We start from the raw sequence: 24,530 nt of genomic DNA, 5'->3' as shown, positions 1-24,530 counted from the left end.
GTGAGGGCCGACAGGGCGTGATCCTGACGGCCTGCTCCAGCCCAAGCCATAAGAACTCTGTCGCTCCGTCTGTGGTCGGTGCGCTATAAACGGGCCGGTGACCTTGACTGTTGAGCGAACAGACGCACGCACATGGCCTGATGAGCAGATGCAGGAGCTCTTCAGCGAGGGCTTCCCGGAGTTCATCACAGCCGATCGGCTGGCCAAGCAGTACATCGGCAGGATCAGGGAGTGGTTCGCCGACCTCAATCTCACGCTGGTGGACGACCACGGCATGCCTGTCGCGGCCGGCTGGGGTATACCGATCCGGTGGGATGGGCGAACGGAGACACTCCCCACTGGCTACACCCAGGCCACGATCCGCGCCGTGGAGGGCCGAGAACGAGGCGTCGAACCCGACACGCTGGTGATCTGCGGAGCAATCGTCACCCCGTCACTCAAAGGACGCGGCTTGGCCGGGGAGACACTCAAAGCACTGCGCCAGCTCGCCGAGGATGCAGGATGGCCGCGCATCATTGCACCGGTCCGCCCGACCTTGAAAGCCCGCTACCCACTGACGTCCATCGAGGCCTTCATGAGGTGGACCCGTGAGGACGGTATGGCCCTCGATCCATGGATCCGGACGCACCAGCGTCTGGGCGCCCGCATTCTCGCAGCGGCTCCCGAGTCGCAAACCATGACCGGCACGGTCGCTGAGTGGGAGGGGTGGACCGGCATGGTTTTCCCCGAAACGGGTGACTACGTCATCCCTGAAGGGCTGAGCTTGCTACGGCTCGACCGCTCCGCTGATCGGGGCACCTACGTAGAGCCCAATGTCTGGATGCAGCACATCTGAATACCGAAAGGGCTCTCCGACTACCGCGTTGAGTGCGTGATGTCGTCATGGTGGCTGGCATCGGAGTCCGGTGCCGGTGAGGCAGCCGTCGAGGACATCGTGGCGGTACTGGAGCTGGCGTAGGCCGCGTCGGACGGCAGTGATCAAGTCATCGGGGTCGGCGAAGGCGCGATTGGCCACGGTGGTGCGTCGTAGGACGGACCAGATGCCCTCGACCGGGTTGAGGTCGGGAGCGTAAGGCGGCAGTTGGAAGACCGTGAGCCAGTCGCGGTCGGCGATGTAGCGGTGCATGCCGGCGGTGAGGTGGGTGTTGAGGTTGTCCCAGACCAGCACGTTCGGGCTGCCAAGCTGCTGGTGCGCGGTCTGGATCAGGTCGCGGAAGTCCTTCCAGGAGAAGCTTTTGCGCCCATCGGGCCTGACGTCCGGGCAGGGCCGGTAGATCAGCCGTGAGGATTCGCCGGTCTTGTAGCAGGCCAGGGCGGCCACCGATAAGCGCCGGCGGGAGCGGCCCCGGACGCGAACCACAGGGGTGTGGCCGCGGCGGGACCAGGTGCGAGTGGTAGGCGGCGTCATCGAGAATCCGGCTTCGTCCTCGAAGACGAGCCAGGCGTCGAGCGCCGCCACGGTCCTTCCACCTGGGGCCAGGTCTCCTTCATCCAGCCGGCCACCACGTTCTCGTCCCGCTCGATCGCCCGCCGGGCGGGGACCTGGCAGCTCCAGCCGTGCCGCTTGAGCAGGGCGGCCACCCCTTGCACGGTGTAGCTCTTGTGGAAGCGGCGCCCGATCAGCGTCTTGATCCGTGACAGGGTCCAGGTCTGGTCCGGCCACCCATGTGCCGCCGGCCCCTTGGCCAGCTCACGCTCCAGCACGGCGAACAGTGCGTCGCTGAGCAGCGGCAGCGATGCCGGGCCCTTTGAGGCCAGGGCTCTCGGCCCGTCCTGCGACCAAGCCTTGCGCCAACGCTGTACCGACCGGACACTGACCCGCAGGTCGTGAGCGATGACCGTGTTGTTCTCCCCTGCCTGAACCGCTCGGCCGCCTGCAACCGCAACTTCTCGCGGAAGGCGCGCCGTTCGTCGGTCAGCCCGCCCCCTTGCGCATACCTCATGCGGGCGGCATACCGCAGGGATCACGAGACGTCAGCCCCTACGACACCACGCTTTGAAGGTCAGTAGCCGCTGTTAGGCCGTCTCGTCGTGTGCGGGGAGAGGGGGAGCATTCCGGACCACTGGGCTCACGGAGGCGACGATCGCGGTGATTAGCACCACCGTGGACAGCACGAATACGGAGCCGTTTGGTCCGAGGGAGGTGAGCAGGTAGCCGGCACCGAGGGAGGCCAGAGGCATAGCCCCCCAGGACAGGGTCATGGCCGCGCTGTTGACGCGCCCCAGCAACTCGTTGGGAACCAGGACGGTTATGTAAGTGATGATCACGACGTTCCACAGCGGTCCGACGAAGGCAGTGGCAGCACCGATGACGCCGATCAGCAGCGGGCTGGACGCAAGCGCGAATAGGGGCAGTAGTGCAGCCCATATCCAATTGACCCCGATGATGACGGCCTTGGGAGTGAAGTGGCGATGCAATCTGGCCGCCGCTAGAGCTCCGATCAAACCCCCACCGCTGTAGATGCCGAGCATGATGCCGATGGTGGTGGGTGTAGCGCCGTCGTGTTGGGCGAGCACGACGATGATCAATATGAGGGCCTGAAACACTAGGTTGCTGACGGCGATCAGCAAGATCGCGGCGCGGATGAGGGGATGTCTCCAGATCCAGCGCAGGCCCGCAGTGGTGGCTTGCCACAGTGATTCCGCTTTTGTCGTCGTCTGATTCTGCAAGCTGCTTCGGATGAACAGCAGCCCGATAGAAGCAATCAGGTAGGAGAGCGCGTCAACCACAAACGGCACGGCACGGCCGATGCCGAAGAGTAGGCCGCCCAGGGGCGGACCGGCCAGAGCTGCACCGCGGCTCCTGGCTTCGTTATGGGCCACCGCGGTCGGCAAAAGCGTGGTCGGAATGATCACGGGAAGGGCTGCGCGCTCGGCCAGCCCAAAGAAGACAAAACACAGCCCTTGCACGAAGGCGACCACAACCAGATGTGCGATCGTGATCATGCCCAACCACATGGCGATCGGGATGGTCGACAGGGCCAGACCCGCGGTGAGCTCGCTGATCAGAAGGATCCGACGGCGGTTCCACCGATCCACCAGCGACCCGGCAGGCAGGTGAGCGACAAGAAAGGGCAGCGTTCCGGCGGCGCCGACGATTCCGGCGTCAGAGGGCGATCCGGTGGTCGCGAGAACCAGGAGCGGCATCGCCGTCCCACTGATCCGCGCGCCCAGGGTCGAGACAACCTGACCGCCCCACAGGGCGATGAACTCGCGGTTGCGCCACAGCGACTGCCGTTCGGGGGTTCCCGGCGTGACGGGGGCGGTCACGACGCTTCCCCACGGTCCGGGGCCGAAAACGCGTGACAGATCGCGGAGCTGAGCACTCCGGTGATGCCGGCGGGCAGAAGCCACTCGGTTTCAATGAGCCGAGCGAAATGGCCATCCCTCTCAGTCCGTGCGCTACCAGTCGCCGGTTTGGCCGTGGCGTACAAGTTCGTCACAACTCATCAACTCCTCGAGCGGCTACAGCGGCCGGATGCCTTGGGCTAACGGCTGGATGGTGAGGAATCGGGGTTGCTTCGCAAGGTCAGGCTCGATGCGAGGTCGCCCAGCCGGCCCGGCAGCGTATCCTCCGTCGCCGCCGTCAGCAGACCGAGGTAGGCCTCAGTGAGGGTTTCAGCTGCGCCGGCGGTAAACAGCGAGGTGTTGTACTGGAGGACGACGGCAGTTTCCGGTCCGCGCCGGGACACCGTCAGAACGAGGTCGAATTGACCCAGCCCGTGCGGCAGGTTATACGCGTGAGCGTGGTGGCCCGGCGGCAGGGCGCGCCGAGCCAACTCCGTCGTGTCCTCCTCGTTCGCCACGCAGAGCACGTTGATCAGTCCAGCCCGGTTCGCTTCGCGCGGCTGCTCGACCAGTCTTGGCATCAGGGCAAACGGGTACTTGCGGTGCGCGAGACCGGACCACAGTTCGGTTTTGGTCCGCTGCAGCAGATCAGCGAATGAATCATCGGCCTCAACTCGTGCCGGAAACGGAAGAGTATTGACGTAGTAGCCGATCGCCGCCCGGTCTCGTACACCAGGACGCACGTCGGTTGGATACCCGACGAGTCGGAGGCGCGCCCCGGAAAGGCTGTACAGGAGGAGCTGGAAGACAGCGAACATGAGCACGAATGGGGTCGTGTCAGTTTTGCCGCAGAGTGTAGTTATTCGATCACGCAGGCTATGGGAGAGGAGGGTCTCGGTCTCGTCGCCCTCGAAACGGTAGACATGTGGGCGCGTCAGGTCACCGACCAGTAGGGGGTCATTGGGCACGGTTTGCAGGACGCTCTGCCAGTAACGTCGCGCAGACTCGCCGCGCGGCGAGCGCAAGAATTTCTGCTCGCGTTGCACGAAGTCGAGATATTGCGCGCCCGTGTCTGCCTCACCGGAAACCGTCTGGCTGGCGTATTCAGACTTCGTGGCACCGAGTTCCTGATCGTCTGGTCTCGGGCCGACCTGCGGAAGCGGACCAGCGACTCTGCTCCCGTACGCGGCCAACAGGTCGTGGAGCAAGCTGAGAATGGAGGAGTTGTCCAGCGCGATGTGGTGTGCACTCACTACGAGTAGTGAACTGCAAGTCTCCGCTCGGAGCAGTGACACCCGCACGGGAGCCTCGCAGTCCAGCCGGAAGGGACGCTGGGAAGCCTCGATCGCAGCCGCGTGCAGCGCGCCAGCTTCGTCCGGGCCCCCGATGTGGCACATCTCAAAAACCGACAAATACGGTGCGGCGGCCTTGGGGAGTCGCCGGAGACCCGCTCTGGTCGATCGAAACAAGCAGCTAAGCATGCTGTTTCCGGAGACGACTGCATGGACGGCCGATTCAAGTGCCGCGACGTCCACATCGAAATCTAGTCTCAGCGCTAGATTGATGTTGTACGCGCTGCTGTCAGGCGCCAGCGCCTGCAGGAACCACAGCGCCTCCTGCCCCACGCTCAAGGCACAACCGTCCACAGTTGGCACAGTGTTGCTGGCCATAGGGAATGCGTGCTCCCAATCCTCATGTCCGCGAGGTGCAGACTCCTTTCTCCAAGTAGGGCACGGGGGTGCCAGGCGAGCCAGGCAGAGTGGCGGCAACTTGCCTGCCTGAGCTTCCTCCTCCTTCCTCCCGCGATGCGGAAGGTGTTGACAGAGGGCAGATGAGTCTCATGTGCGGGGCCCATACCATGCCTGCCTCGAGGAAGCACCCGCTGGAATTGCGTGAGCGTGCGCTCGGTGCCCCGCGCTGCCGAGCCGAAGCCCGTCAACCGCCGTATGACCGAAGAACTCAGCGTGCATCACAAGGCCCTGCGCGGCTGGATCCACCAGGCCGGCCGAGGCCAACGTCGGTGAGCGAGATGACCTGCTGACCACCGAGGAGAAGGAAAAGATCACCCCGCCCCGGCCCAGGTGACGGCGCTCCTCGACGAGCACCCGCATCTGAAGGGCGGGCCCGTGACCTCACACCCACCCAACAGACCGTCAACCGTGCGCTGTCCGCTGCCCGGGCACCGGTCGAGCGTGGCATCGCACGGCTGAAGTCATGGCGGATCTTCCGCAGGTCTCGGTGCAGCCCGAAACCGAATGACGTCAATCGCCGCCGCCGTCCTCGCGCTTGATCAACCTCTGGACAGCCCACCTCATGAAAGCGCGACGCTAGACATCGGGCCGCACATCGTCTTCCGCGATGAGGACGCCGGTCCGCCGCACCCGAGGTCACGAACTCTCGCCACCTGACGACACATCAGCCGAGATCGCTCGATTGCACCTCGATCAGCAGGTCTTTCACCAGCTTCTTAGCCGTATCGAACGGAACGGCGTCGGTGTCAACGAAGAGGCGGACTGCCAGGTCGGTACCATCCGACCCCAGGTACACCCCGAACCGGGAGGGGCTGTAATCCAGGGATCCGGTCTCGGCCAGAGTGATCCCATGAGAGCTCTGCTCCACTGCCGCTCCGTGGATCTTCCCGAGCTTCTGCTCCATCCTGAAGTTCACGAAGTGGGCCACGGGCCCGTATCCAACATAGCGACCGTCAGCGCAGGTTCGGGCTATGAGCGTGTCCACGTCGGACTGGTCATAGTAGGCATGTCGATGCCCGTTCATGAGGGAAGTCCACAGTTCGGCGGAGAGGCGTGGGAACGTCTTACCCAGTGCGTCCGGGACGCCGATGATCCCTTGCTGTGCAAGCGTGCCGACGTACCCCTCCGCCTGCGGCAGGTAGCGATTGGAATACGTCACGCCAAGCGGGAAGGAATCCAGCCCGGAATGTCTGGCCAGGGAACGCACCAGCGCCGCCATGCAAACATTGGACGCCGATGTTCGTAGCTTCCGCGCCTTTCGATCCGCCTCCTCGCCGGCACCGACAGCGTGCGCAGCCAGCATGAGAAATCGATCACCTCGATCCGGCCAGCTATTCTCATCGGGCTCGCGACGCGGAAAGAGTTCATCTGGGAATTCCTCCAGCACCTTTTGCCAGTAGGCCAGACTACGATCGTTCCACTTGCTTCCCATATCGGACTGCTCAGAGTCTGCCCGTGACAGGGGGGTCTGCGTCACCGCGCCATCAGCCTCGGCATCTCCCCCAGGTCGTTGGACCAGATCCCTGAACTCCCGCTCCAGAATGTCGCACGCGTCGCCGTCCACCGCCATGTGTGAGGCGCCGACGACAACCCATTGTGGGGCGTCCCGAGACGTCAGAATCAGAAACCGGACCGGATACTCCTTGTCGAGCGAGAACTCTTCTTTCGCGATGAGATCCGTGGCCGCCGTAACGTCGCGCTCGGTCCAGGCGCCGGCCTGCTCCTCCACGAGGATCTCGAACCCACCCTCCGCCCTGACGTGCTGGACCAGATTGCCGTCCTGATGCGTGATCATCGTGCGCAGGGCCTCGTGTCGACACACCAACGTGCGCAGCGCCGCTACTACCAGCGCAGCGTCGGCACCGGTCGGCACGGCCCAAACCCGACGCATGACGAAGCGACGCCGGTCTCCGGGGTGCCGGTCCAGGACCGGCCAGATGTGACGCTGCCCCCAAGTGGCGGGACCAACCCTCTCGTTCAATCCTTCGAACACAAAGCTGAGCGTTCTCGTCATGTGCGCCTCCAAGGAGTATCTATGCGCGTACTCACGACTGATGGGCACCAGATTCGGAACGTCCGCCGAATACCTTCCTGACATCCAACCTGGTCTTTCCGACTCATATTGAAGTGACAGGCTTACCCACCAAGGCTTCATGGACGAACGGGGCTCGCCGGTAACGATAAGGGGAATCAGGGTCGGCAAGCACCAGTGACAATTCACGGAGCTCGGAGAGTATGGCGAGCGGCGCCGCAGGCCCCTGCACGCCAAGTCTCACAGACTCTGCCATAACTTCCTTGACCGTGAACTCCTTGCGCTCGTACCGCATAAGGCGTTCCAAGAGGTCACGGTGAACTTCCGTCAGCAGATCCAGGTCCCAGCGGATGCTCTCCGCGACGGATCGCTGGTGAGGAAGCAGCCCGTGATCGTTGGTCCACAGCATCTCCACCGTGGGCCCCTCCGCCAACAGCGTCTCGATCGGCACAGCCCGCATCTGCTCAGCCGCGAATTCCAGATTGCGCGGAATGCCTCCGAGTCGTCGGCACAGCTCCACCAGGGGTGATACATCGTGCCCAAGACCTGCCGCAGTAGCGAAGTCCTCACCGAGGTGCCGAAGCACGAGTTCCACCGCGGTCGCGTGCTGGGAACCCTCGCCGTTGCCCCCGACTTCGAGGGGCCGAATCTCCTGGTTGACCCCGATCCTTTCCGTCAGCCGACGTCGCGCCGTGATGAGGATGTGCAGTCCTGGAAATCTGCCGAGGAGCAGACGGCAAGCGGCAGCGACACCCGCTGGTACGTGCTCCGCGTTGTCGAGGACGAGGAGCCACCTGCAGTCCTCGCCCTCACCTGCGAAGTCAGATACGGCGGCATCTGAATCGAATGCCGTACCCACACTTGGCATTTGCCTGCCGACGCACTCAGCGATCCGTTGCAGGATGGCTGCTGTCCAGTCACTGCTGCGAGAGCGCTCCAGGGTGAGGTCACCGAGCTCCACGAAGGCGACGCCATGGCGAAATGATTCGCTCACGTTGGACGCCACGGCGAAGGCATACCGTGTCTTGCCCACTCCCCCGGGACCGGTAAGCGTCGTCAACCGATGACTCGTAACGGCCTCTTCAAGCTCTTCAAGCACCGCCGGCGGCCCGATGAGCGGTGTCGTGGGCGGCTGCGGCCCACGCCAGTGGCTCATAACCTGCACAGGACTCGTCTGACGCATGACGCCCCCTGGCACGTTCAACACATGCGCCAGTAACTCAACCGACGACTGACGCGGGTTCTGCACCCGGCCCAGCTCCAGGTTCCTGATCGTTCGTACGCTCAGCCCCGAGTATTCGGCCAGTTGCTCCTGTGTCCAGCCCCGCCGTTTCCTGAGCATCACGACTTGCTTCGCCAGCACCATGCATCCCCGTTTCACTCAAGGCGTACAGTCCCATGAGGCCTGCCGATCACTGAGCAAGCCGCGTCCTATAGAATGAATCGATTCAATCCAGCTGCGGACACTCTCCGCCCACCCGGCAGCCAGAGCGCGGACTTTCGTGCACCCTTATCCTCTTTGCACCAAACTTCCCGCAAAGTGCAGGCGGAGCCCTAGCGATGCTTCCATCAGCCCCACGCAGCCGGAAAGTGCCTATCGGCGGGCTTCGATTGATCTAAGCCACTTCAAGATTTTACTGTCCCATTAGAAATGCATTACCAATCGATGACACATAAACGGGATGACCAGAACATACTCCTCAAAACTCCCACAGAACCAAAGTAAGCGCTTTCTAGCTTCCGGAATCGACGACCCGAGAATCGGCCTGAACTTAATGGCTGACGCCTCACCCGCCCGCCAGATCCTGAACCGATTCACCTGGAGTCCACCGCTACCCCCACGTCGATCAGGTTGGGGAATATCGCCATCGTTCACATATAGGAGGATCTGGCGGCAGAGGGAGGCGGAGCTTCTCGCCACGGCTGTGCGCAGCCGTTCCTCGTCAGGCTCCGGCAGCGCGGGGATGCCCTTGATCACCCACAGCTTCCACACCGGTGGACTCGGCCCGCACGACGCTGCGCGCTCTACGCCGGTGAAGCAGCAGCTCGACGGGTAGCAAGAGCGCCACCTCGGCCACCCAGCCACCTGCACGGGATGCCAGGCCAGCGCGGGAGCCGCCGCGACGTTCGCGGCCAGGGACACCACGATGCCGAGCAGAAGCTGCAGCCCAGACCACCCAGTGCTCCCGGAGCCCGGCAGTACCAATCCAGCCGGAGCAGCCCCCGGCGTGCCGTCGGGTAGGCCGCCAGCGAGGTGCCTGTGACCAGGCCCTTTCCGACGGCCTTCCACCGAACCGGGCATGCTCGCGACGCGGCGGGCCGCATCCCCCTGCGTCAGAAGGCGCGGCTGTTGAGCAAGCCCGAGACCTGGCACTACACCTGGAACTCGGAGGACCGGCTCACCTCCGTCATCACCCCGGACGGTACCCACTGGCGCTACCTCCACGACCCACGCTGGGCCGGCGCCGGTGCGGTCGCATGGCCAAGCAGCGCCTGGCCGCTGACGGTGAAACGGTCGCCGAGCAGAGGGACTTCACCTGGGACGGCACCACTCTGCGAACAGACCACCAGCGCAGCCGAGTTGGCCCACCCCGTCACTGTCAGCTGGGGCCACCGAGACCTGCAACCCGTCGCCCAGACCGAACGCGTGGGTGCCGTCGATATGTCCCAGGACGAGATCGACTCCCGCTTCTTCGCGATCGTCATCGACCTCGTGGGCACGCCCGCCGAACTGCTCGACGAGAACGGTGTCGGCGTGGCGTTGTGTTCCTCTTTCCAGGCCGGTGCCCCGGTAGCCGCCGTCCGCGATCACCGTGGTCCTACCAACGGCGTCCTTGGCGCCGGAGGGTCCCCATGCCTTGCAGTCGTTGCGGTTACCCGGCACCGGCCGGCCGACGGCAACGGCGAGGCGGGGGTCGGCGTCGATGACGACCTGGTGATTGGTGGAGTACCGATAGTTTTTCGACTGCTCGGCGATGGTGTGATCGCGGGTGGGGATCAGGGTGCCGTCTGCGATGAGCACGGTGTCCTTACGGAACCGCTTGCGCTGCTGAAGCGCTAGCGACGGCCCGAGGTGGTCGAGGATGCGGTCGGCAGCCGATTTCGACACCCCGAACAGCGGTGCCAGCAGCCGCGGGGTGAGGTTCGTGCGCCAGTACGCGGCCAGCAGCAGGACTCGGTCTTCGAGCGGCAAGCTCCAGGGCCGGCCCTTGCGGACCGGGTCCGCCCCCTCGCGCCGCAACGCGGTGATCAGCTTGCTGAACTGACGCGGGCTCAGCCCGGTGAACGGGGCTTTCCAGGACGGCTCGGACGCCGTGATCACGCCAGCCACAGCAAGATCGTCTCACTGGGGTGTGCTGGGGTCCCCCTCTGCCCGTCGCTGGCCAGGCCACATGTCCCCATACGCGGCGTCCATGAATTGGACCTGCGGCCCGCGCAGCGCGGACGCGTCGGTTATCTCGCCTCGGGACACTCTGGCCGCCGACCGGCGGCCATCCCAACACCGTTGCCCGCTTGGTCAGCTTCGCCTGCTGCAGCGACCAGCGAGAGCACCCCGCGGCGGGCACCTAACTCAATTCGGACCTTCCTCGCCCATCCGTCACCCGTTGGATCGAGGCTCAGCCGGCGCTGCCTTCCCTGTGCGAATCCGGTCCACCGCCTCCCACAGCGTTCGAGGGGTCCGGAACATCTCCATCAAGGGAGCGTCTTCCGAGATGGTGATGTCGTACGCCTGTTCAATTGCCACCAGCAAGCCGACGATGCGCATCGAGTCCAGTCCTAGCTCGGTGAGCGAGACATCTGTGACGTCGTCGGGCGGCAATGAAGGTTCAGGGGCAAGTACGTCCCGCAGCAGCTTGTCGAACACGTCGTCCCAGGGACGCCGGCCTACTTCCTCTACAGAACTTGTGACGGGCTTCGGGAGATCGTCGAACACCAGCGTGCCATCCGAGCGCAGCGGCCATTCCTCGAGCGTGGTCCACGACTCCGGGATGAAACGTCGGGGTATCTTCCGATCGACAAGCCAGCGCCGAACGGAATCCACGTCCACGTTCGTTGCATCGGCCGGCCGCACGTAGGCAATCAGGCGTGGGTTCTCCTGGGGGTCCGTGCGGACCAGCACCTGGCTGTCGCGCACTGACGGATGACGGTCGATCAGTTCACGCACCTGCAGCAACGCAGTCGCCGCCTGCTCCGGCCACAGCGCCGCGTCATCCGGATCGAGTTCCGCATGGCCGAGCAGTTCGAGGGCACCGTCGAGCCCCGTGCGGGCAGCCACTCCAGTCCGATGCAAAGGAGTGCCAAGCTCGGAGATCGGGTCTGCCACGTGTTCACACCCGAGGATCGAGGCCCCATCGTGAACGCCGTGCGCCGGCGCGATCGGTAGCGGGCAGGTTGCCCCTCCGATCCACAGATCCCCCGAGACGCCACGCGGCACTGGTAGCCGGTCGGGGCCCAGCACCCGGACAGATATTCCGGTAGCAATGCGTGCGGAGCAAGACACCGCCGCGGAGCGGGCTGCCGTTGGGGGGAGCCCTGTCAGTTGCTGCAATACGGATGTGATTCTGTTTCCGCCGATTCCGACTCCGCCTGCCCACCGGACCAGCCCTCCCGGATCAGGCTGATCAGCGGCGAGCCGCAACTCAACGTCGTGGACCGAACCACCCGGTCCCAGCGCCATCTCTTCGGCCACTCGACGGTACAACCCCACCAGCACCGGGGCAGCCTCAGGGCTCAGCAGATGATTGTCCACATTGAGGCAAAGCATCCCTGGCGCGGTGAATATGTGCAGACCGAACTCGTTGACGTTGTCGTTGTAGATCAGCTCACCGTCGACGAGATCCGAATCGAGCTGGTAGAAGTCCAAATAGTTGAAGAACACGTCCAAAAGACGGTCGGCGCCCCCGAATTCCTGCTGCAGCAACGGCATCGGGTACACACGGTGCGGCCACATTTCGGTCAACCGATCATATACCGCATGCACCACCTCGCCCCACGTTCGTTGCCCCTCGGGCATCCGAAACGGCAGGGTGTTGAGGAACATGCCGAATACTCGGTCGGCCCCCACCGCCTCCGGCCTTGCGTCACACGCAAGACCGGTGAAGAACCTCTCCGAACCCGCGACGATCCGCATCACGGTGAGGTGGAGGGAGAGCAGTACTGCCTTGTGTGAGGTGCGGGTCTGTTCGGCCAGCCGTCGCAGCTCGACGTCCAGGTCGCGCAGGTCCACAAAGTATTTGTCCCGCCTCCTGGCGACGGACGGCAGATCCTGCCAGCTGACCGGAAGCCGCGGCTCGGAGCACCCCTCCAAAGTGCGACTCCAGTAGGCGCGATCTTCTTCGCGCTCTCTGGCCTTCATCTCAGTGACGATGTAGTCCGCGTAACGGAACGGCACGGGTTCCGGTGGAACTGGCTGCTCCCCGTTGCGCAGCGCGCGATATACGGTGAGAGTCTCCATGATCATGCTATTGAAGCCCCATCCCTCCAGGATGGGATGAAATTCCGTCACGCTCAGCCACCATCGAGTCCGATCGGGGCGCTTGTGTGCGTGCACCCGGATGAGCGGAGCCGACGTTGGCTTCATCGGTGCCCGCCGTTCGGCCGCACAGAAATCCTTGAGCACGGGCAGCCAATCCTCCGGCTCGCCGTCAGACATCGTGGTCGACCTCACCGCGATCTCTGCGTTGCGGTGCACCAGCTGCAACGGGACCGAATAGCCGGACAGGTCGAAGGATGTGCGTAGCGCCTCGTGCCGGTCCACTACGGTCTGCATGGCCTGCTGCAGGAGCACGACGTCGAGCGGAGTGTCGTCGTGGATGAGGTAGCAGGTGGTGTCCTGGTACGTGCTGAGCATCGGCTGGGAGCGATACTCGACCAGCATGCCGAGCTGTGATGCGGCCAACGGGTACGCGTCGACCACGTCCGCCGGCAGCGCCGCTCGGTCCTCAGCGCCGATCAGCGCGAACGGCTCGACCGGGTCCGGCAGGCGCTCTACCGCTCCACGACTGGAAACGGCTGCGATCAGTTCGGCCACCGACTGGAACGCGAACAGGTCGGTCGCCGACACGTCCAATCCTGCGTCGCGCAGCCGGCCCGCCAGCGCGACAGCTCGGAGCGAGTCTCCGCCCACATCGAAGAAGTTGTCGTCCGGATCCGGGTCGTCGGACCCCAATGCTTCCGCCCAGGCCTCCACCACGAGCGCGGCCACACGCTCCGGCGATCCAGCATGCCGTGGCTGTACTGCCAACGCCTCCGACGGAGGATTCAGCGCGGCCTCCGGCGGTTCAGCAACGGGCTCTTCAGGATTCGGAGGGACGGTGCGCTGCTCATCGACCAAGGCGTACGAAGTCCCCAGTTCTGCCACCTGCGCCCCGGTATCGCGCACCCCGTCCTCGAGTACTGCGCGCCAGCACTCGGCCCACGTGGTTGCTGTTTCCTCCTTGATTGCATCCGCCGCATAGTCCAGCCGCCCCGCGAACCGGCCGTCCGGCAGAACGGCAGCATGCAGGTTCACATCAAACTTGGCCACTGGCGTCTCTGCGAGAGTCAGCTTCTCCACCATGAGGCCGGGCAGGCGAAACGCATCATCGTCGGGCTCAGCCATGTCAAACATCGCCTGGAACAGCGGATTCACGCCCGGCGTACGCACCGGGTTGAGGTCGTTGACCACATGGGCGAACGGAGCCCTTCGGTGGTCCAGCCCTCTCAGCAGCCCGGTGCGCACCTCGTCCAGGAGCTCACCGAACGACACGCCCGGACGTGGATGCGCCCGCACCACGATGGTGTTCACCATGTATCCGATGGTGTCGGACAGCTCAGGCAGCGTCCTTAACGTTGCGGGCAGTCCGACCGCGACATCGTCGGTTTGCGCGATCCGTCCTAGCGCCGCATGGAAAGCAGTAAGCAACACCGCGAATGGGGTAGTCCGTCGAGCCGCGGCGAGCGCGCGCACCGCGTCGGAAGTCGCTGCCGAGATCTCCACTGTGACCGCCCCGCCGCGTCCATCCGCCCGGCTCGGACGTGGCCGGTCGAGCGGAAGCGGCAATTCGCTTACGTCGGCCAGTGTGGAACGCCAGTAGGCCAGATGCGGTTCGAGTCGCTCTTGGGTCAGATTGGCGTGCTCCCAGGCCGCGAAGTCGGAGTACTGCAACGCCAATTCGGGTAGCCGGGCTGCCCGTCCAGTCACCCGCGCTTCGTACAACTCTCCCAGCTCACGACCGATCTGGGCCGATCCGTCACAGGCAATGTGGTGGATAGTCACCACCATCAGGTGGAGCAGGTCGCTCAGCTTGATCAAGGTCACTCGCAGCGGCTGTTCTGCCGTCAGGTCGAACGGACGAGCCTGCGCCCAATTGACTATCTCTCGCGCTCGCTTCTCACGGCGGGGCGCCGGTAGGGGTGTCAGATCGATCTCTTGCCATGCCGGGTCGGCAGTTGGGGCGACGCTCTGGACGACATCTTGAGGGCTCTCCGGTCCCGCATCCGTATAGCAGGTCCGCAGTATTTCGTGCCGGGATGCCAGGTCTTTCCACGCGAGACGCAGTGCCTCAGGATTCAGCGGGCCCGTGATACGCAACGCCCAAGGCATCAGGTAAGCCGGGCTGCGAAGGTTTGTTTGCTGCAAGGACCACATCTGCCGCTGTCCGGCCGAGAGAGGGCATGGCCGGTCGCGGTCCGTCCTGCCAACAATCCCGCGCGCCTCAGCCCCTTGCTGCCGGCGCCGATCCGCCTTCTGCCGCGGCTGAGCTCCCAGCCCATGGTCGATCTGGTTGGACACCATATTGATCTCACCTATTCCCGCGCATTAATGCTGGCCTCGAGCTGTGAACTGACTGGCACGGTGAATCACCGCTGCGGCTTCAACCGGCACACGCATCCTGTGCCTCAAGCAGCCGCTCGACCTCGCCACTGAGCGCGGCAGCAGTTGGATCGTCGAAGAAGACCTGCATCGACACTTCCACGCCGAAGGTGTTCTGGATGCTCCACAGGAGCCTCGCGACTGTCAGCGAATTGCCGCCGCGGCTCAGTACGTCGTCGTCGGCGCCCACGTCATCCTGCTGGAGCATTTCGCGTATGAGGTCGAGTACCGTGTCGGCCAACGGCGACGTATCCCTCGCCCTCACGGCAGCTGCTGTGTCATCGCCACTGCCGGTGCAGATCGGCGGCTCCAGATTCTCGGTTTGCTCCGCCATCAGCGCGGTCCCTTCGCGATTGTCGGACTTGTACATCCAGCAACCCCGACCGCGGCATCAGGGTCCACCGCAAACTCACCTGCCAGTAACTGGAACTGCTCCGCCAGCTCGAACGCAGTGTGATCGGGCACCACGTCGACCGCATACTCAACGAACCCGCCGAACCCACCGGCTGCGCGCGGCCACAGGGTCAGTGCGACGTCTGTCCGCGCAACTCGCCGTCCCTCGGTGAGCAGTCGCTGGTCTCGGTCACTCACCTCTTGGCCGACCAGCCCGTCCCCGCTCAGGGAGAACAGCGTCTGAAACACGGGGGTGCGCGACCGGTCGCGCTCCGGCTTCAGAGCATCCAGCACCTGCTCAAAGGGCACCATGTGTCGGGCGAAAGACTCCCGGTGCACCTGCTCGACGCGTTCTACGGCCACGCGGAAGGGCATATCCGGCGTCAGTCTTGCTCGGATCACCACAACGTTGATGAACAGGCCGACAATGTCGTTCATTTCGGTGCGATCACGTCCGACGTGTGGGGTGCCGACGCCGAAGTCCCACGACCCACCGAACCGAGCCAGCAGCACGGTCCAGAGCGTGAGAAACACAGTGTGGGCCGATGCCCCGGTCTCCCGGCCCACCGCGAGCAAAGCCGCGGCGACTTCGGCAGATACCGCTGTCTCCACACTCTTACCGTCGATCCCACGAACCGGCTTCCGCATCTCCGCCCCGGGCAGGGCGAGCGGTGAGATACCTGCCAGAGCGCGACGCCAGTAGCCAAGCTCCTCGGAGACCACTTGCGGGGTGAGGCGGTCGCGCTGCCAGGCCACGGCATCCCGGTACCTGATGGGCAGTGTGGGCAGGGCCGACGGCCTGCCTGCGTGGATGGCCTCGACGAACTCACGGAGGTCACGTTCCAACAGCCGTGCGGACCAGCCGTCTCCGGCAATGTGGTGGCACACCAGGACCAGAAGTTGCTCAGCCCCTCCATCGCGGATCAATCGATAGCGCACGGGGGGCGCTGAGACCAGGTCGAAGCCTTCCGCGAGAGCCGCTCGCACCTGACCGAGGACATCGGACGGCGTTGTGTCGACAGTTTCGAAGTCCGGAGTGAACGCTGCCTCAGTCGAGCCGGACACGGGTACACGCGTGGTGCGCTGTTCCGTGCCAGGCAGGACAACGGCGTGCAGCCCGGCGGAGTCCATGTCATAGCGCGTCCGGAGTGGTTCGTGGCGGGACACCAATTGCCCTACCGCTTGGCGCAACGTCGTTTCGCTGATGTCCGACGGGAACCACACCAGGACCGGCAGCAGGTATTCGGCGCTACGTGGGTTCATTCGGTCCTGTACCCAGAAGCGCTCCTGGCCGGCGGACAGCGGGATGCGCGCCCCCTCGGGCAGAGCATCAATCGGCTGGCCCTGGGACGCCTCGGCCAGCAGCCGAGCCTGTGCCCGCGGAGTGGGCGCGAGGTACAGGTCCCGAAAATCTGGTGCTGGACCGGACGCCTCGGCCAGGACGGCAGCGAGCGTGGTCAGGAGTAGGGAGCTGCCTCCGCGGCGGAAGAAGTCGTCGTCGAGCGCGACTTCGTCGATGCCCAGTACCTCCCGCCAGGCCGCAAGTACCAGTGTCTGCTCAGTAGTCACCGAGCAGGACGAGTCCAGATCGTGGCCGGGTACCACGGCCGTGCTACCCGCCGTGGCAGGGCGCCCCGACGTCAGTCCGGTCGGGGTCGATTCCGGAAGCCGTGACCGATCGACCTTTCCGCTCGTATTCACGGGCAGCGCGACAACAGTGCGGACGACCGACGGCACGAAGGGGGCCGGTAACTGGCTGCGCAGAACGCTCATCAGGTCGGCCGGCTCATCGCCGTCGGTGGTCACGATCCATGCACCGAGTCGGCGGTGGCCACTCGAGTCATCGATGGGCGCGACGGCGGCTGCGACTATTTTCGGATGGCGTTCCAGCACCGACTCGACCTCGCCGGGTTCGATCCGCACGCCGTTGATCTTCATTTGATTGTCTACTCGCCCGGCGAATGTCAATCTGCCATCAGCGACTTGACGCACCAGATCGCCGGTTCGGTACATCCGGGCGCCGGGCGGTCCGAATGGGTCGGGGACGAATCTCTCGGCGGTCTGGGCGGGGTCCATGTCGTATCCACGAGCGACACCGGCACCGGCCACATACAGCTCGAACAACGTGTCCGTATCACCTTGTGTGCCAAGTTCTGGGCTCTCGCCGGGCTCGACCCCAGCCGGTATCAACCGCACCTGCACGTTGTCGATGGGGTGGCCAATCGGCATCGGCCCGGTCTCCCGCTCGGGCTCACACCGGGCCGCCGTGACGTCGATCGTGCACTCCGTAGGTCCATAAGCGTTCCAGATATCGACGTCGAGTCGTTTGCGGACCTGCTGGCACAGCTCGGCGTGCAGCGGTTCACCAGCGCTGACAAGGACGCGCAGTCTGCGGCAGTCCTCCAGGCCAGGTTCCACTGCCAGCAGGCGCAGCATCGAAGGGACTATCTGGAGCACCGTCGCGCCGGTCTCGGCCAGGGATGCCACCAAGGCGGTCGCGTCCCGCCCGGCGTCCGGACGACCGAAGACCACTGGCGCACCGATGACGAGCGGCGTGATGATCTCACTGACTGCGGGGTCGAAGGTAAGCGGAGTCTTCTGTAAGAATCGATCTTCCGCTGTCATACCGAACGCTCGGATCCCCCACTGCACACGGTTGGCAATCCCTGCGTGCTCGGCTACGACCCTTTTGGGCGTACCTGTCGAGCCGGAGGTGAACAACATATACGCAGCACTGCGAGGTGGGGTTGGGCCAGCAGGAACGTAGGCCGCTGTCGCAGCCTCCGGCACTGGGTTCGGCGCTGGGTTCGGCGCTTCGATCTGTATGACCGGGAGTTTCGCCCCAACATTCTCGACCCATGACTGACCGTCGGTCAGCAGCGCGGAGGTGTTGGCCAATTCAATTACCCAGGCCTGGCGTTCCACAGGAGCGAGCGGGTCGACCGGCACAAAACAAGCACCCGCGAGCCAGGTCCCCACAATTGCGGCGACCAGTCCGGGGCCTGGAGCGACCAGGATTCCGACCGTCGACTCTGCGCCGACGCCGTTCGCGCGGAGGGCGGCTGCCACCTGCGTCGCCCGGACACCCAGCTCGCGATAGGTAACGACTCCGTCACCGGAAATCACGGCGGGGGATTCCGGATATCGCTGGAATGAGTCCCGGATGAGTTCCGGCAGCATCAAAGACATGATCTACCTCCCCACGGACGATGCGGGCGAAGCCAAACCCTCAGTGCTGCGTACGCTCAGCGGACGCAGGTCTCGCCACACCGCCGCGATCCGGGTGAGGCAAGCCCGCTTGGTGCCGGTGTAGCCGTCGCGCTGCCATCCCGACGGCGGCTCACGATGCGCCGGCCACACGGAATACTGCTCCTCGTCGTTGAACACCACCTGGTAGAGCGGCTCCGACAGCGCGTCGTGCTCGGAAGGGTTCTTGTTCACTGTGCTCCTTTCGCTGGCATCTTCGCTTTCACTCCCGACGGCCGGCATTACGTCGCGCTGCCCGGATGAGATCTGGCAGCCTGGCTTCCAGTTCGCTTCTGTCGACCTTGCCGTTGGCAGTCAATGGAAGGGCCGCTACGACCACCAAGTCGGACGGGACCATGTAGTCCGGGAGTTCGCGGGAAAGCCGGGCCCGCACCTGCGCGAGGTTCGGCGGATGGTTCGGCTCGGGAACAACGAATGCGGCCAAGCGCGCGGGGTGGCCGACCGCAGTCACGACCCCGTCAGCAACCCCCGGTATGCGGCGTAATGCCTCGCGCACCTCTCCTACCTCGACTCGGTAGCCTCGGACCTTCACTTGATGGTCGGTGCGACCGAGGAAATCCAGGTCACCCGAGTCCGTCCAGCGGGCGCGATCGCCGGTCCGGTAGAGCCGAGACCCGGGAGCGCCGTATGGGTCGGGGAGGAATCGCTCCGCCGAGAGCGCGGGATCTCCCAGGTATCCGTAAGCGACACCCGCACCACCGACATGCACTTCACCCGGGACTCCGACGGGAACCGGCTCAAGCATCTCGTCGAGCACGTACATCGTCGTATTGGGAATTGGCCGGCCCAGGGGTATCAGACCGTCGGGGTCGGGATCGCCTACCTGCTGACCCGAGTTTCCTACCGTGATCTCGGTTGGGCCGTACTCGGTCGCCACCGTGGTCCCGCCCGGCCCGGCGAGGTCGATCCAACGCCTTGCCAGTTCACCAGTGAAGGCGTCACCCGCCGCGATCAGCACACCGGCCAGACCGGACGCCTCCAGCTGCTCCAGCTCCAGGCTCAACATGTTGAGATGGCCGGGGGTGCACTTGATGAAGCTGTACGGACCATTGCTTGCGAGGAGGGTGCCCAGGTCCGCCGGATCAAGCGGATCAGGCAGCAGGTGCACTGCCTGCCCGACAATGAGCGGCGCGAACAGGCTGGGTACACCGAGGTCGAACCCGATGGAACTGAAGAAGGGCGAACCGCCTGATCCCCGGGAGGCATAGTTCTCGGCCGCCCACAGCACATAGTTGACCAAACCTGCGTGGTGTACGAGCACGCCCTTTGGACGACCGGTGGACCCGGAGGTGTACATCACGTATGCCGGGCTCCCCGGGCTCGGCCGTACTGCAGGGCTGAGCTTGTCGGCGGTGCCGTAGGAACGTCTCTGGTCCAGCGACAATGCGGTGTCGAGTACGAGGGTGCTCACGCCTTCGACGCAGTCCCATATCGGCAGGTCGCTGGCGGATGTGACTACAAGCTGACAGCGTGCGGAGGCAACCATCGCGTGCAGTCGACTGGCAGGCAGACCTACATCCAGCGGCAGATAGGGGGCGCCTGTCTTCCACACGCCGAACAGCACCGGCAGCAGGCTGGGGCCACTGCGCAGCGACACGCCCACTGGTCGGTCCCGGCCCACCTCGCACTCCGCCAGCAATTCAGCGATGTGGTCGGATTGCTCGTCCAGTTCCCGGTAGGTGATGACCGCGTCGTCACTCCGCACCGCGACGGCGTCAGGGCTCCGCTGAGCTTGCGCCTGGAACAAGTCAAGGACTGTCTTGCGCGGTCGCTCTACCTGGGGGCCCGAGCTCCACTTCCCGAGCACGGCCAGCCGTTCCTGGTCCGGCAGACATGCTGTGCCCACATCCCCGTCGGGATCGGCTGCGGACGCCACCAGAGCGCACCTGTACAGGTCTTTGAGTCTGCCGAATGCGGCCGGGGACAGGGCACGGCTGTCTGCGGACAACAGCAGCCCGTCTTTCCGCGCTGAGACTACTAGCCCGTACCTGGCCTGAGGCGTGCCTGCTGCGTCGTTCCCGTCATCGCCGGCGGAGCGGGCCGTCAAGGAAAGTCCTTCGACATCGAACAGCACACGTGCTGCTGAGTCGTCATGAGCCGGACCGGTGGCTGTCAACCTGACTGGACCGTCCGCGACGGAGTCGAGACCGCCCAGCATCGAGGCGCACGCTGAGGCCAGGTCGTGCCACGTACGCGCCTGCCACAAGTCCACCTGTACTTCGCGCTCCGTACCGCCGGCCATGCGGACGGCGGTACGGAACCGGCGGTCCTCCCACAGCATGTCCAGGACCTTGACATGAACCGCGAGCAGCGCCGGCAGCAAGGCATCCTTGTCCTTGCGCCTTCCGTCGACGCCGACGCCGACGCCGACGCCGACCAGCCTCTCGGCCGATATCAACGCCTCGCACCGGCTGTTGACCTCTGCCGCGTCCACCAACCGCCATGCCGTTGGTAGTGACATCACCTGAGACTCGGTCACGCCTGAGCCTCCACGTCAAGCAGCTCACCGATCAGGTCGGCCACCAGCGCAGCCGCATGCTGGAGCAGGTAGTGCGGGGCGTCCAGCATGTGCACCGAGATACCGGCGGTCGTCTCCGCCGCCCAGGCCCTGAGCGCTTGCTCCGAGATGAACTGGTCCTGCCGCCCGCCGAGCACCGCGATGGGGGTGGTAAGTGGCGGTCCGGGCGAGTACTGCAGCCGCTCGACCACGCGGTAGTCCGCTCGCATCACCCGCGCGACCATCTTCATGAGATCTGGGTCGGCCAGCACCTGCGGCGCCATCCCGCCATAGCCCACCACCCGGGCCAGCAACTCGTCCCGTGGCAACAGGTGCAAGGGATCTCTGACGTTTCGCACCGATGGCCCCTCCGCCGACGAGACCACCACCAGAACCGGCGCCGGACCATCCGAGAGCTGAAGCCGACGGGCGCATTCATACGCCAGCACGCTGCCGGAACAGTGCCCGAGGAGCACGAACGGCCGGTCAAGTAGAGAGGACATTGCGGCGAGCACTGCGTCTACCGCCTGCTCAGGCTCGTCCAGCAGTGGCTCTCCCATCCGGTTCTCACGTCCGGGGAACCGCACAGCACACAGTTCGACTTCGGCAGGGAGCAGGTCCGCCCACGCGTTGAACGCCGCACCGCCGGCGCCGACATGCGGAAAGCACACCAGTCGCAGCAAAGGATCTGGGACCACTCGCGGTCGGGCGAACCAACGTCGTTCCCTTTTCGAATCGACCGGAACAACTTCGGCTGCAGCCCGTTCAGAAGAAGATGGAACAGGGTTCACTACACACGTCCCTTCCGCAGCGCGTCAGCGAGACGCGGGTCGCGCAGCGCACCCGCCGGCGACTCCAGCCCGTGGTCCAACTGGCAGACCTCCATAGAGGTCAATCCAGGTCCCCATGCCTTTTCGGCGACCACTTGACGCGCTCCGTCCGCGGCCAGCAGCGACGGCCCGTCGTAGCGGTGGAAGCCGTCGAACTGCCGCTCTGCGACCGCAGACGTAAGCTCCACCCAGGTCGCTTGCCGATGAACCAGCTCCTCTGGTGATTCGACGTCCTCGAACCAGCCCGCCGCATGCGCCTGATGGAGCAGATCGCGCCCATCGGCACCGTCTCCCAGCCCGAACCGGCCACCGAGCACCGCGACCCGCTCGCGCAACAAGGCGTCACGGGGTGGCACTGCAACACCCGGCAGCGAAGGCGACACGAGCGCGAGCAGATCGACCTGCCTTCCGGCTGCCTGCAGCGCCCGAGCTACCTCATGGGCGAACACCGCTCCGATGCCGAAACCCGCGATCGACACCGGCTCGCCCAGCTGCTTTGCGTTTACCGCCTCGGCCAGGACGTACGACAATGCGACAATTCCTGCGCCGTCCGTGACCGAACCGTCCAGGCCGGGCAGGTGAAGGCTGTGGATCGGACGGCCAAGTTCCCAACGAAGAAGCGCCGTTTGCTCGGCTACGCGGTGGCTGTCCGAGTGGATCACGACCAGCGGGCTTCCATATCCCTCGTCACTGGTCAGCGCACTCACGGTGCTGCTTCGCGTGGCGAGCGCAATCTCCGGCCACTTCGTGTGTGCCGCGGCGCTGACCAAAGAGAGCAGGCGCTCCGGAGCCCGGTCGAGGGAGCGCACCGTGATCGACTCCGCCAACCGTGCCGGCGTAGGGTGCCGCAGCGCCTGCGATGCACGGAGCTCCAGCCCAAGCTTGCGCGCTTGGAGCACAATCTCAAGGATGGCAAGCGAGTCGCCGCCAAGTTCGAAGAAATCGTCATCGGGGCCAACCGGATGGCCAAAGTGCTCGCCCCACAGAGAGCACATCATGGATTCTATGATGTGGGTGGGCATGCGTTTCGGCGGACCGCCGACTGCATTGGTCATTTAGTGATTCTCCCGCCGTCGGTCAGCCACGCAGCCTCACCGCTTGCCCTATCCGCCAGCAAAAGCTGGCGGAGGCCGCGATGCAGTGGACAGCAACCAACCTTCACTGCCATACCGTTGCGCGGTCCAGGCATCGAAGCGGCAAGTTGTGGACGGTGATTTGCCGCTTCCGTGCCTGGAAAGTCCCATGCGGCCCATGACGACATTAGAGATATGGACGCTACGGCAGGAACAGCGATCGCGGCAGACGACCAGGAACACCACAGCAACCGGATTCGACTCACGCAGGAGGAGGCGGAGCACACAGCCGTCTTGGCCAATCGCCTTACCCGGACGCAAACGGCTGCCGTAGACCACCCTCAGTGGATCGCCGCAGCCCGGTCCGCAGGCTGCGAGCTCCCCGTCCGGCTGCTCCAGACAGTTAGGTCCTATCGCAATGATCCGGGACCCGAAGGACTCCTATTGGTCAGCCGACTACCGATCCCAAGTGACGCGCTTCCTCCAACCCCAAGCGCTCCGGAGTCCGCTGAACTCTCGGCAACAGTGCCGGCTGCGATCGCAATGCTGGTGGGCCTGCAGCTTGGCGAGATCGTCGCCTACCGCAACGAGAAGCGTGGGGCACTGGTCCAGAACGTTGTGCCGGTGCGAATGCTGGAGAACTCGCAGAGCAATGGCGGCTCAGTCTCTCTGCAATTCCACACGGAGAACGCGTTTCATCCCAACCGACCGGACTATGTCGGCCTGTTGTGCCTGCGTCCCGCACACCAGGAGGAAGTGGGCACGTACGTTGCCAGCATCCGCCAAGCCCTCCCGCTACTGTCCGACAAAGACCGGGCGATCCTGTGCGAGAACCGATTCATAACCAGCCCACCGCCGTCATTCCGATCAGAGCAGAAGACGGAGCCACATCCGCTGCTCAGCGGGGACATCGACGACCCGGATATCCGAGTGGACTTCCATGCCACCGCGGCCCTGGACGACACGGGGGCCGAAGCGATGTCGCGGCTGGGCGAAGCTCTCGCCGCCGTCCGGTCCGCACTCCATCTACGGCACGGTGACATGGTGTTCCTGGACAACCGCCTCGTCGTGCACGGTCGCAGCGCATTCACACCGCGGTATGACGGGACCGATCGCTGGCTCCACAGGGTTTTTGTGCACCTGGACAATCGGCGCAGCCGAGCACGACGACCGGGGGGCGGCGCTGTCCTGATGTGAATCGCGCACTGAGCGGGATTTTGGTATAGGCGAATTGCCGTATATTTCCTAGTAGGTTCCTAGCCAGGTGGGTGTGGTCTCGTCCGTTGTGCGCTTGGCGCGGCTGTCGATCGAGGCGATGTGGATCACGACCTCGGAGCCGCCGGGCAGGGTCTCGTAGTCGCGGGCGGCTTCGCCCCGTGCTCGACGACGGTGTTCTTGAAGCCGGTGCCGACCCAGCTCTTGCAAGGCGCCAGACCCTGATCCGCACCGACTCCGCGGCCGGCACCCACGACGTACTGCAGGTCCCCGCCCCGGCCTGGACCCCAGCCATTGAGATCGACGCACAGGCCAGCCCGTGACAGAAC

The 24,530-nt window shown here is 64.8% G+C and carries 14 protein-coding genes and 4 pseudogenes; 4 read left to right on the top strand and 14 right to left on the bottom strand.

Annotation, left to right across the window (positions count from 1 at the left end):
• The first annotated feature begins 148 nt into the window (after positions 1 to 148).
• Entirely contained in the window at positions 149 to 835 is a 687-nt protein-coding gene (locus tag EHO50_RS08880) for a hypothetical protein (protein ID WP_246101078.1), read from the top strand.
• Positions 836 to 880: 45 nt separating this feature from the next.
• On the opposite strand, the pseudogene EHO50_RS45975 reads toward EHO50_RS08880, so the two are convergent.
• The 3 genes and pseudogenes from EHO50_RS45975 to EHO50_RS08860 form a co-directional block, all read right to left on the bottom strand.
• Positions 881 to 1,943 (bottom strand): annotated as a pseudogene (locus EHO50_RS45975) (IS630 family transposase).
• 73 nt (positions 1,944 to 2,016) lie between these two features.
• A complete protein-coding gene (locus EHO50_RS08865) occupies positions 2,017 to 3,270 on the bottom strand; it encodes an MFS transporter (protein ID WP_128429333.1) in 1,254 nt (417 codons plus the stop codon).
• A gap of 218 nt (positions 3,271 to 3,488) precedes the next feature.
• Positions 3,489 to 4,913 carry a condensation domain-containing protein gene (locus tag EHO50_RS08860; RefSeq protein ID WP_246101088.1) on the bottom strand — a complete coding sequence of 475 codons (1,425 nt, stop codon included), beginning with the start codon at positions 4,911 to 4,913 and terminating at the stop codon, positions 3,489 to 3,491.
• A 503-nt stretch (positions 4,914 to 5,416) separates the two neighbouring features.
• Between EHO50_RS08860 and EHO50_RS08855 the strand changes: the two are divergent.
• A pseudogene (locus EHO50_RS08855) lies at positions 5,417 to 5,582 on the top strand (transposase family protein); the annotation flags it as partial.
• A gap of 121 nt (positions 5,583 to 5,703) precedes the next feature.
• On the opposite strand, the gene EHO50_RS08850 reads toward EHO50_RS08855, so the two are convergent.
• Together EHO50_RS08850 and EHO50_RS08845 are read right to left on the bottom strand one after the other, a co-directional pair.
• Positions 5,704 to 7,053 (bottom strand): condensation domain-containing protein, encoded by a 1,350-nt coding sequence (locus tag EHO50_RS08850; protein ID WP_164904794.1) that lies wholly within the window; start codon positions 7,051 to 7,053, stop codon positions 5,704 to 5,706.
• Positions 7,054 to 7,156: 103 nt separating this feature from the next.
• Complete coding sequence (locus EHO50_RS08845; protein WP_128429330.1) at positions 7,157 to 8,437, bottom strand: ATP-binding protein; 1,281 nt, start codon at positions 8,435 to 8,437, stop codon at positions 7,157 to 7,159.
• Between the two features lie 912 nt (positions 8,438 to 9,349).
• On the opposite strand from EHO50_RS08845, the pseudogene EHO50_RS44855 reads away from it, so the two are divergent.
• Positions 9,350 to 9,820: pseudogene (locus EHO50_RS44855) on the top strand (hypothetical protein); the annotation flags it as partial.
• 27 nt (positions 9,821 to 9,847) lie between these two features.
• Here EHO50_RS44855 and EHO50_RS08840 read toward each other — a convergent pair.
• From EHO50_RS08840 to EHO50_RS08805, 8 genes and pseudogenes are all read right to left on the bottom strand, one after another.
• Positions 9,848 to 10,402 (bottom strand): annotated as a pseudogene (locus tag EHO50_RS08840) (transposase family protein); the annotation flags it as partial.
• Between the two features lie 267 nt (positions 10,403 to 10,669).
• Entirely contained in the window at positions 10,670 to 14,848 is a 4,179-nt protein-coding gene (locus tag EHO50_RS08835; protein ID WP_128429329.1) for a condensation domain-containing protein, read from the bottom strand.
• Between the two features lie 79 nt (positions 14,849 to 14,927).
• A complete protein-coding gene (locus EHO50_RS08830; RefSeq protein ID WP_128429328.1) occupies positions 14,928 to 15,296 on the bottom strand; it encodes an acyl carrier protein in 369 nt (122 codons plus the stop codon).
• Complete coding sequence (locus EHO50_RS08825) at positions 15,260 to 18,508, bottom strand: non-ribosomal peptide synthetase (RefSeq protein ID WP_128429327.1); 3,249 nt, start codon at positions 18,506 to 18,508, stop codon at positions 15,260 to 15,262. The genes EHO50_RS08830 and EHO50_RS08825 overlap by 37 nt, the downstream gene beginning before the upstream one ends.
• 3 nt (positions 18,509 to 18,511) lie before the next feature.
• The gene (locus tag EHO50_RS08820) at positions 18,512 to 18,760 is read right to left on the bottom strand and encodes an MbtH family protein (RefSeq protein WP_246101077.1); all 249 of its coding nucleotides are present in this window, start codon (positions 18,758 to 18,760) and stop codon (positions 18,512 to 18,514) included.
• 28 nt (positions 18,761 to 18,788) lie between these two features.
• Positions 18,789 to 21,065, bottom strand: coding sequence for an amino acid adenylation domain-containing protein (locus EHO50_RS08815; RefSeq protein WP_128429325.1), 2,277 nt, complete (start codon positions 21,063 to 21,065; stop codon positions 18,789 to 18,791).
• Complete coding sequence (locus EHO50_RS08810; protein WP_164904792.1) at positions 21,062 to 21,766, bottom strand: thioesterase II family protein; 705 nt, start codon at positions 21,764 to 21,766, stop codon at positions 21,062 to 21,064. The genes EHO50_RS08815 and EHO50_RS08810 overlap by 4 nt, the downstream gene beginning before the upstream one ends.
• Positions 21,767 to 21,873: 107 nt before the next feature.
• Complete coding sequence (locus EHO50_RS08805) at positions 21,874 to 22,968, bottom strand: phosphopantetheine-binding protein (RefSeq protein ID WP_128429323.1); 1,095 nt, start codon at positions 22,966 to 22,968, stop codon at positions 21,874 to 21,876.
• A gap of 543 nt (positions 22,969 to 23,511) precedes the next feature.
• Here EHO50_RS08805 and EHO50_RS08800 point away from each other — a divergent pair.
• Positions 23,512 to 24,183 (top strand): TauD/TfdA family dioxygenase, encoded by a 672-nt coding sequence (locus tag EHO50_RS08800; protein WP_220096424.1) that lies wholly within the window; start codon positions 23,512 to 23,514, stop codon positions 24,181 to 24,183.
• Positions 24,184 to 24,231: 48 nt separating this feature from the next.
• On the opposite strand, the gene EHO50_RS08795 is transcribed toward EHO50_RS08800, so the two are convergent.
• A complete protein-coding gene (locus EHO50_RS08795; protein WP_425472147.1) occupies positions 24,232 to 24,411 on the bottom strand; it encodes a hypothetical protein in 180 nt (59 codons plus the stop codon).
• Between the last annotated feature and the right edge of the window lie 119 nt (positions 24,412 to 24,530).

Source organism: Streptomyces cyaneus (assembly GCF_004028635.1).
GTDB classification, from domain to species: Bacteria; Actinomycetota; Actinomycetes; order Streptomycetales; family Streptomycetaceae; genus Streptomyces; species Streptomyces cyaneus.
This window is presented reverse-complemented; position numbering and strand designations above follow the sequence as displayed.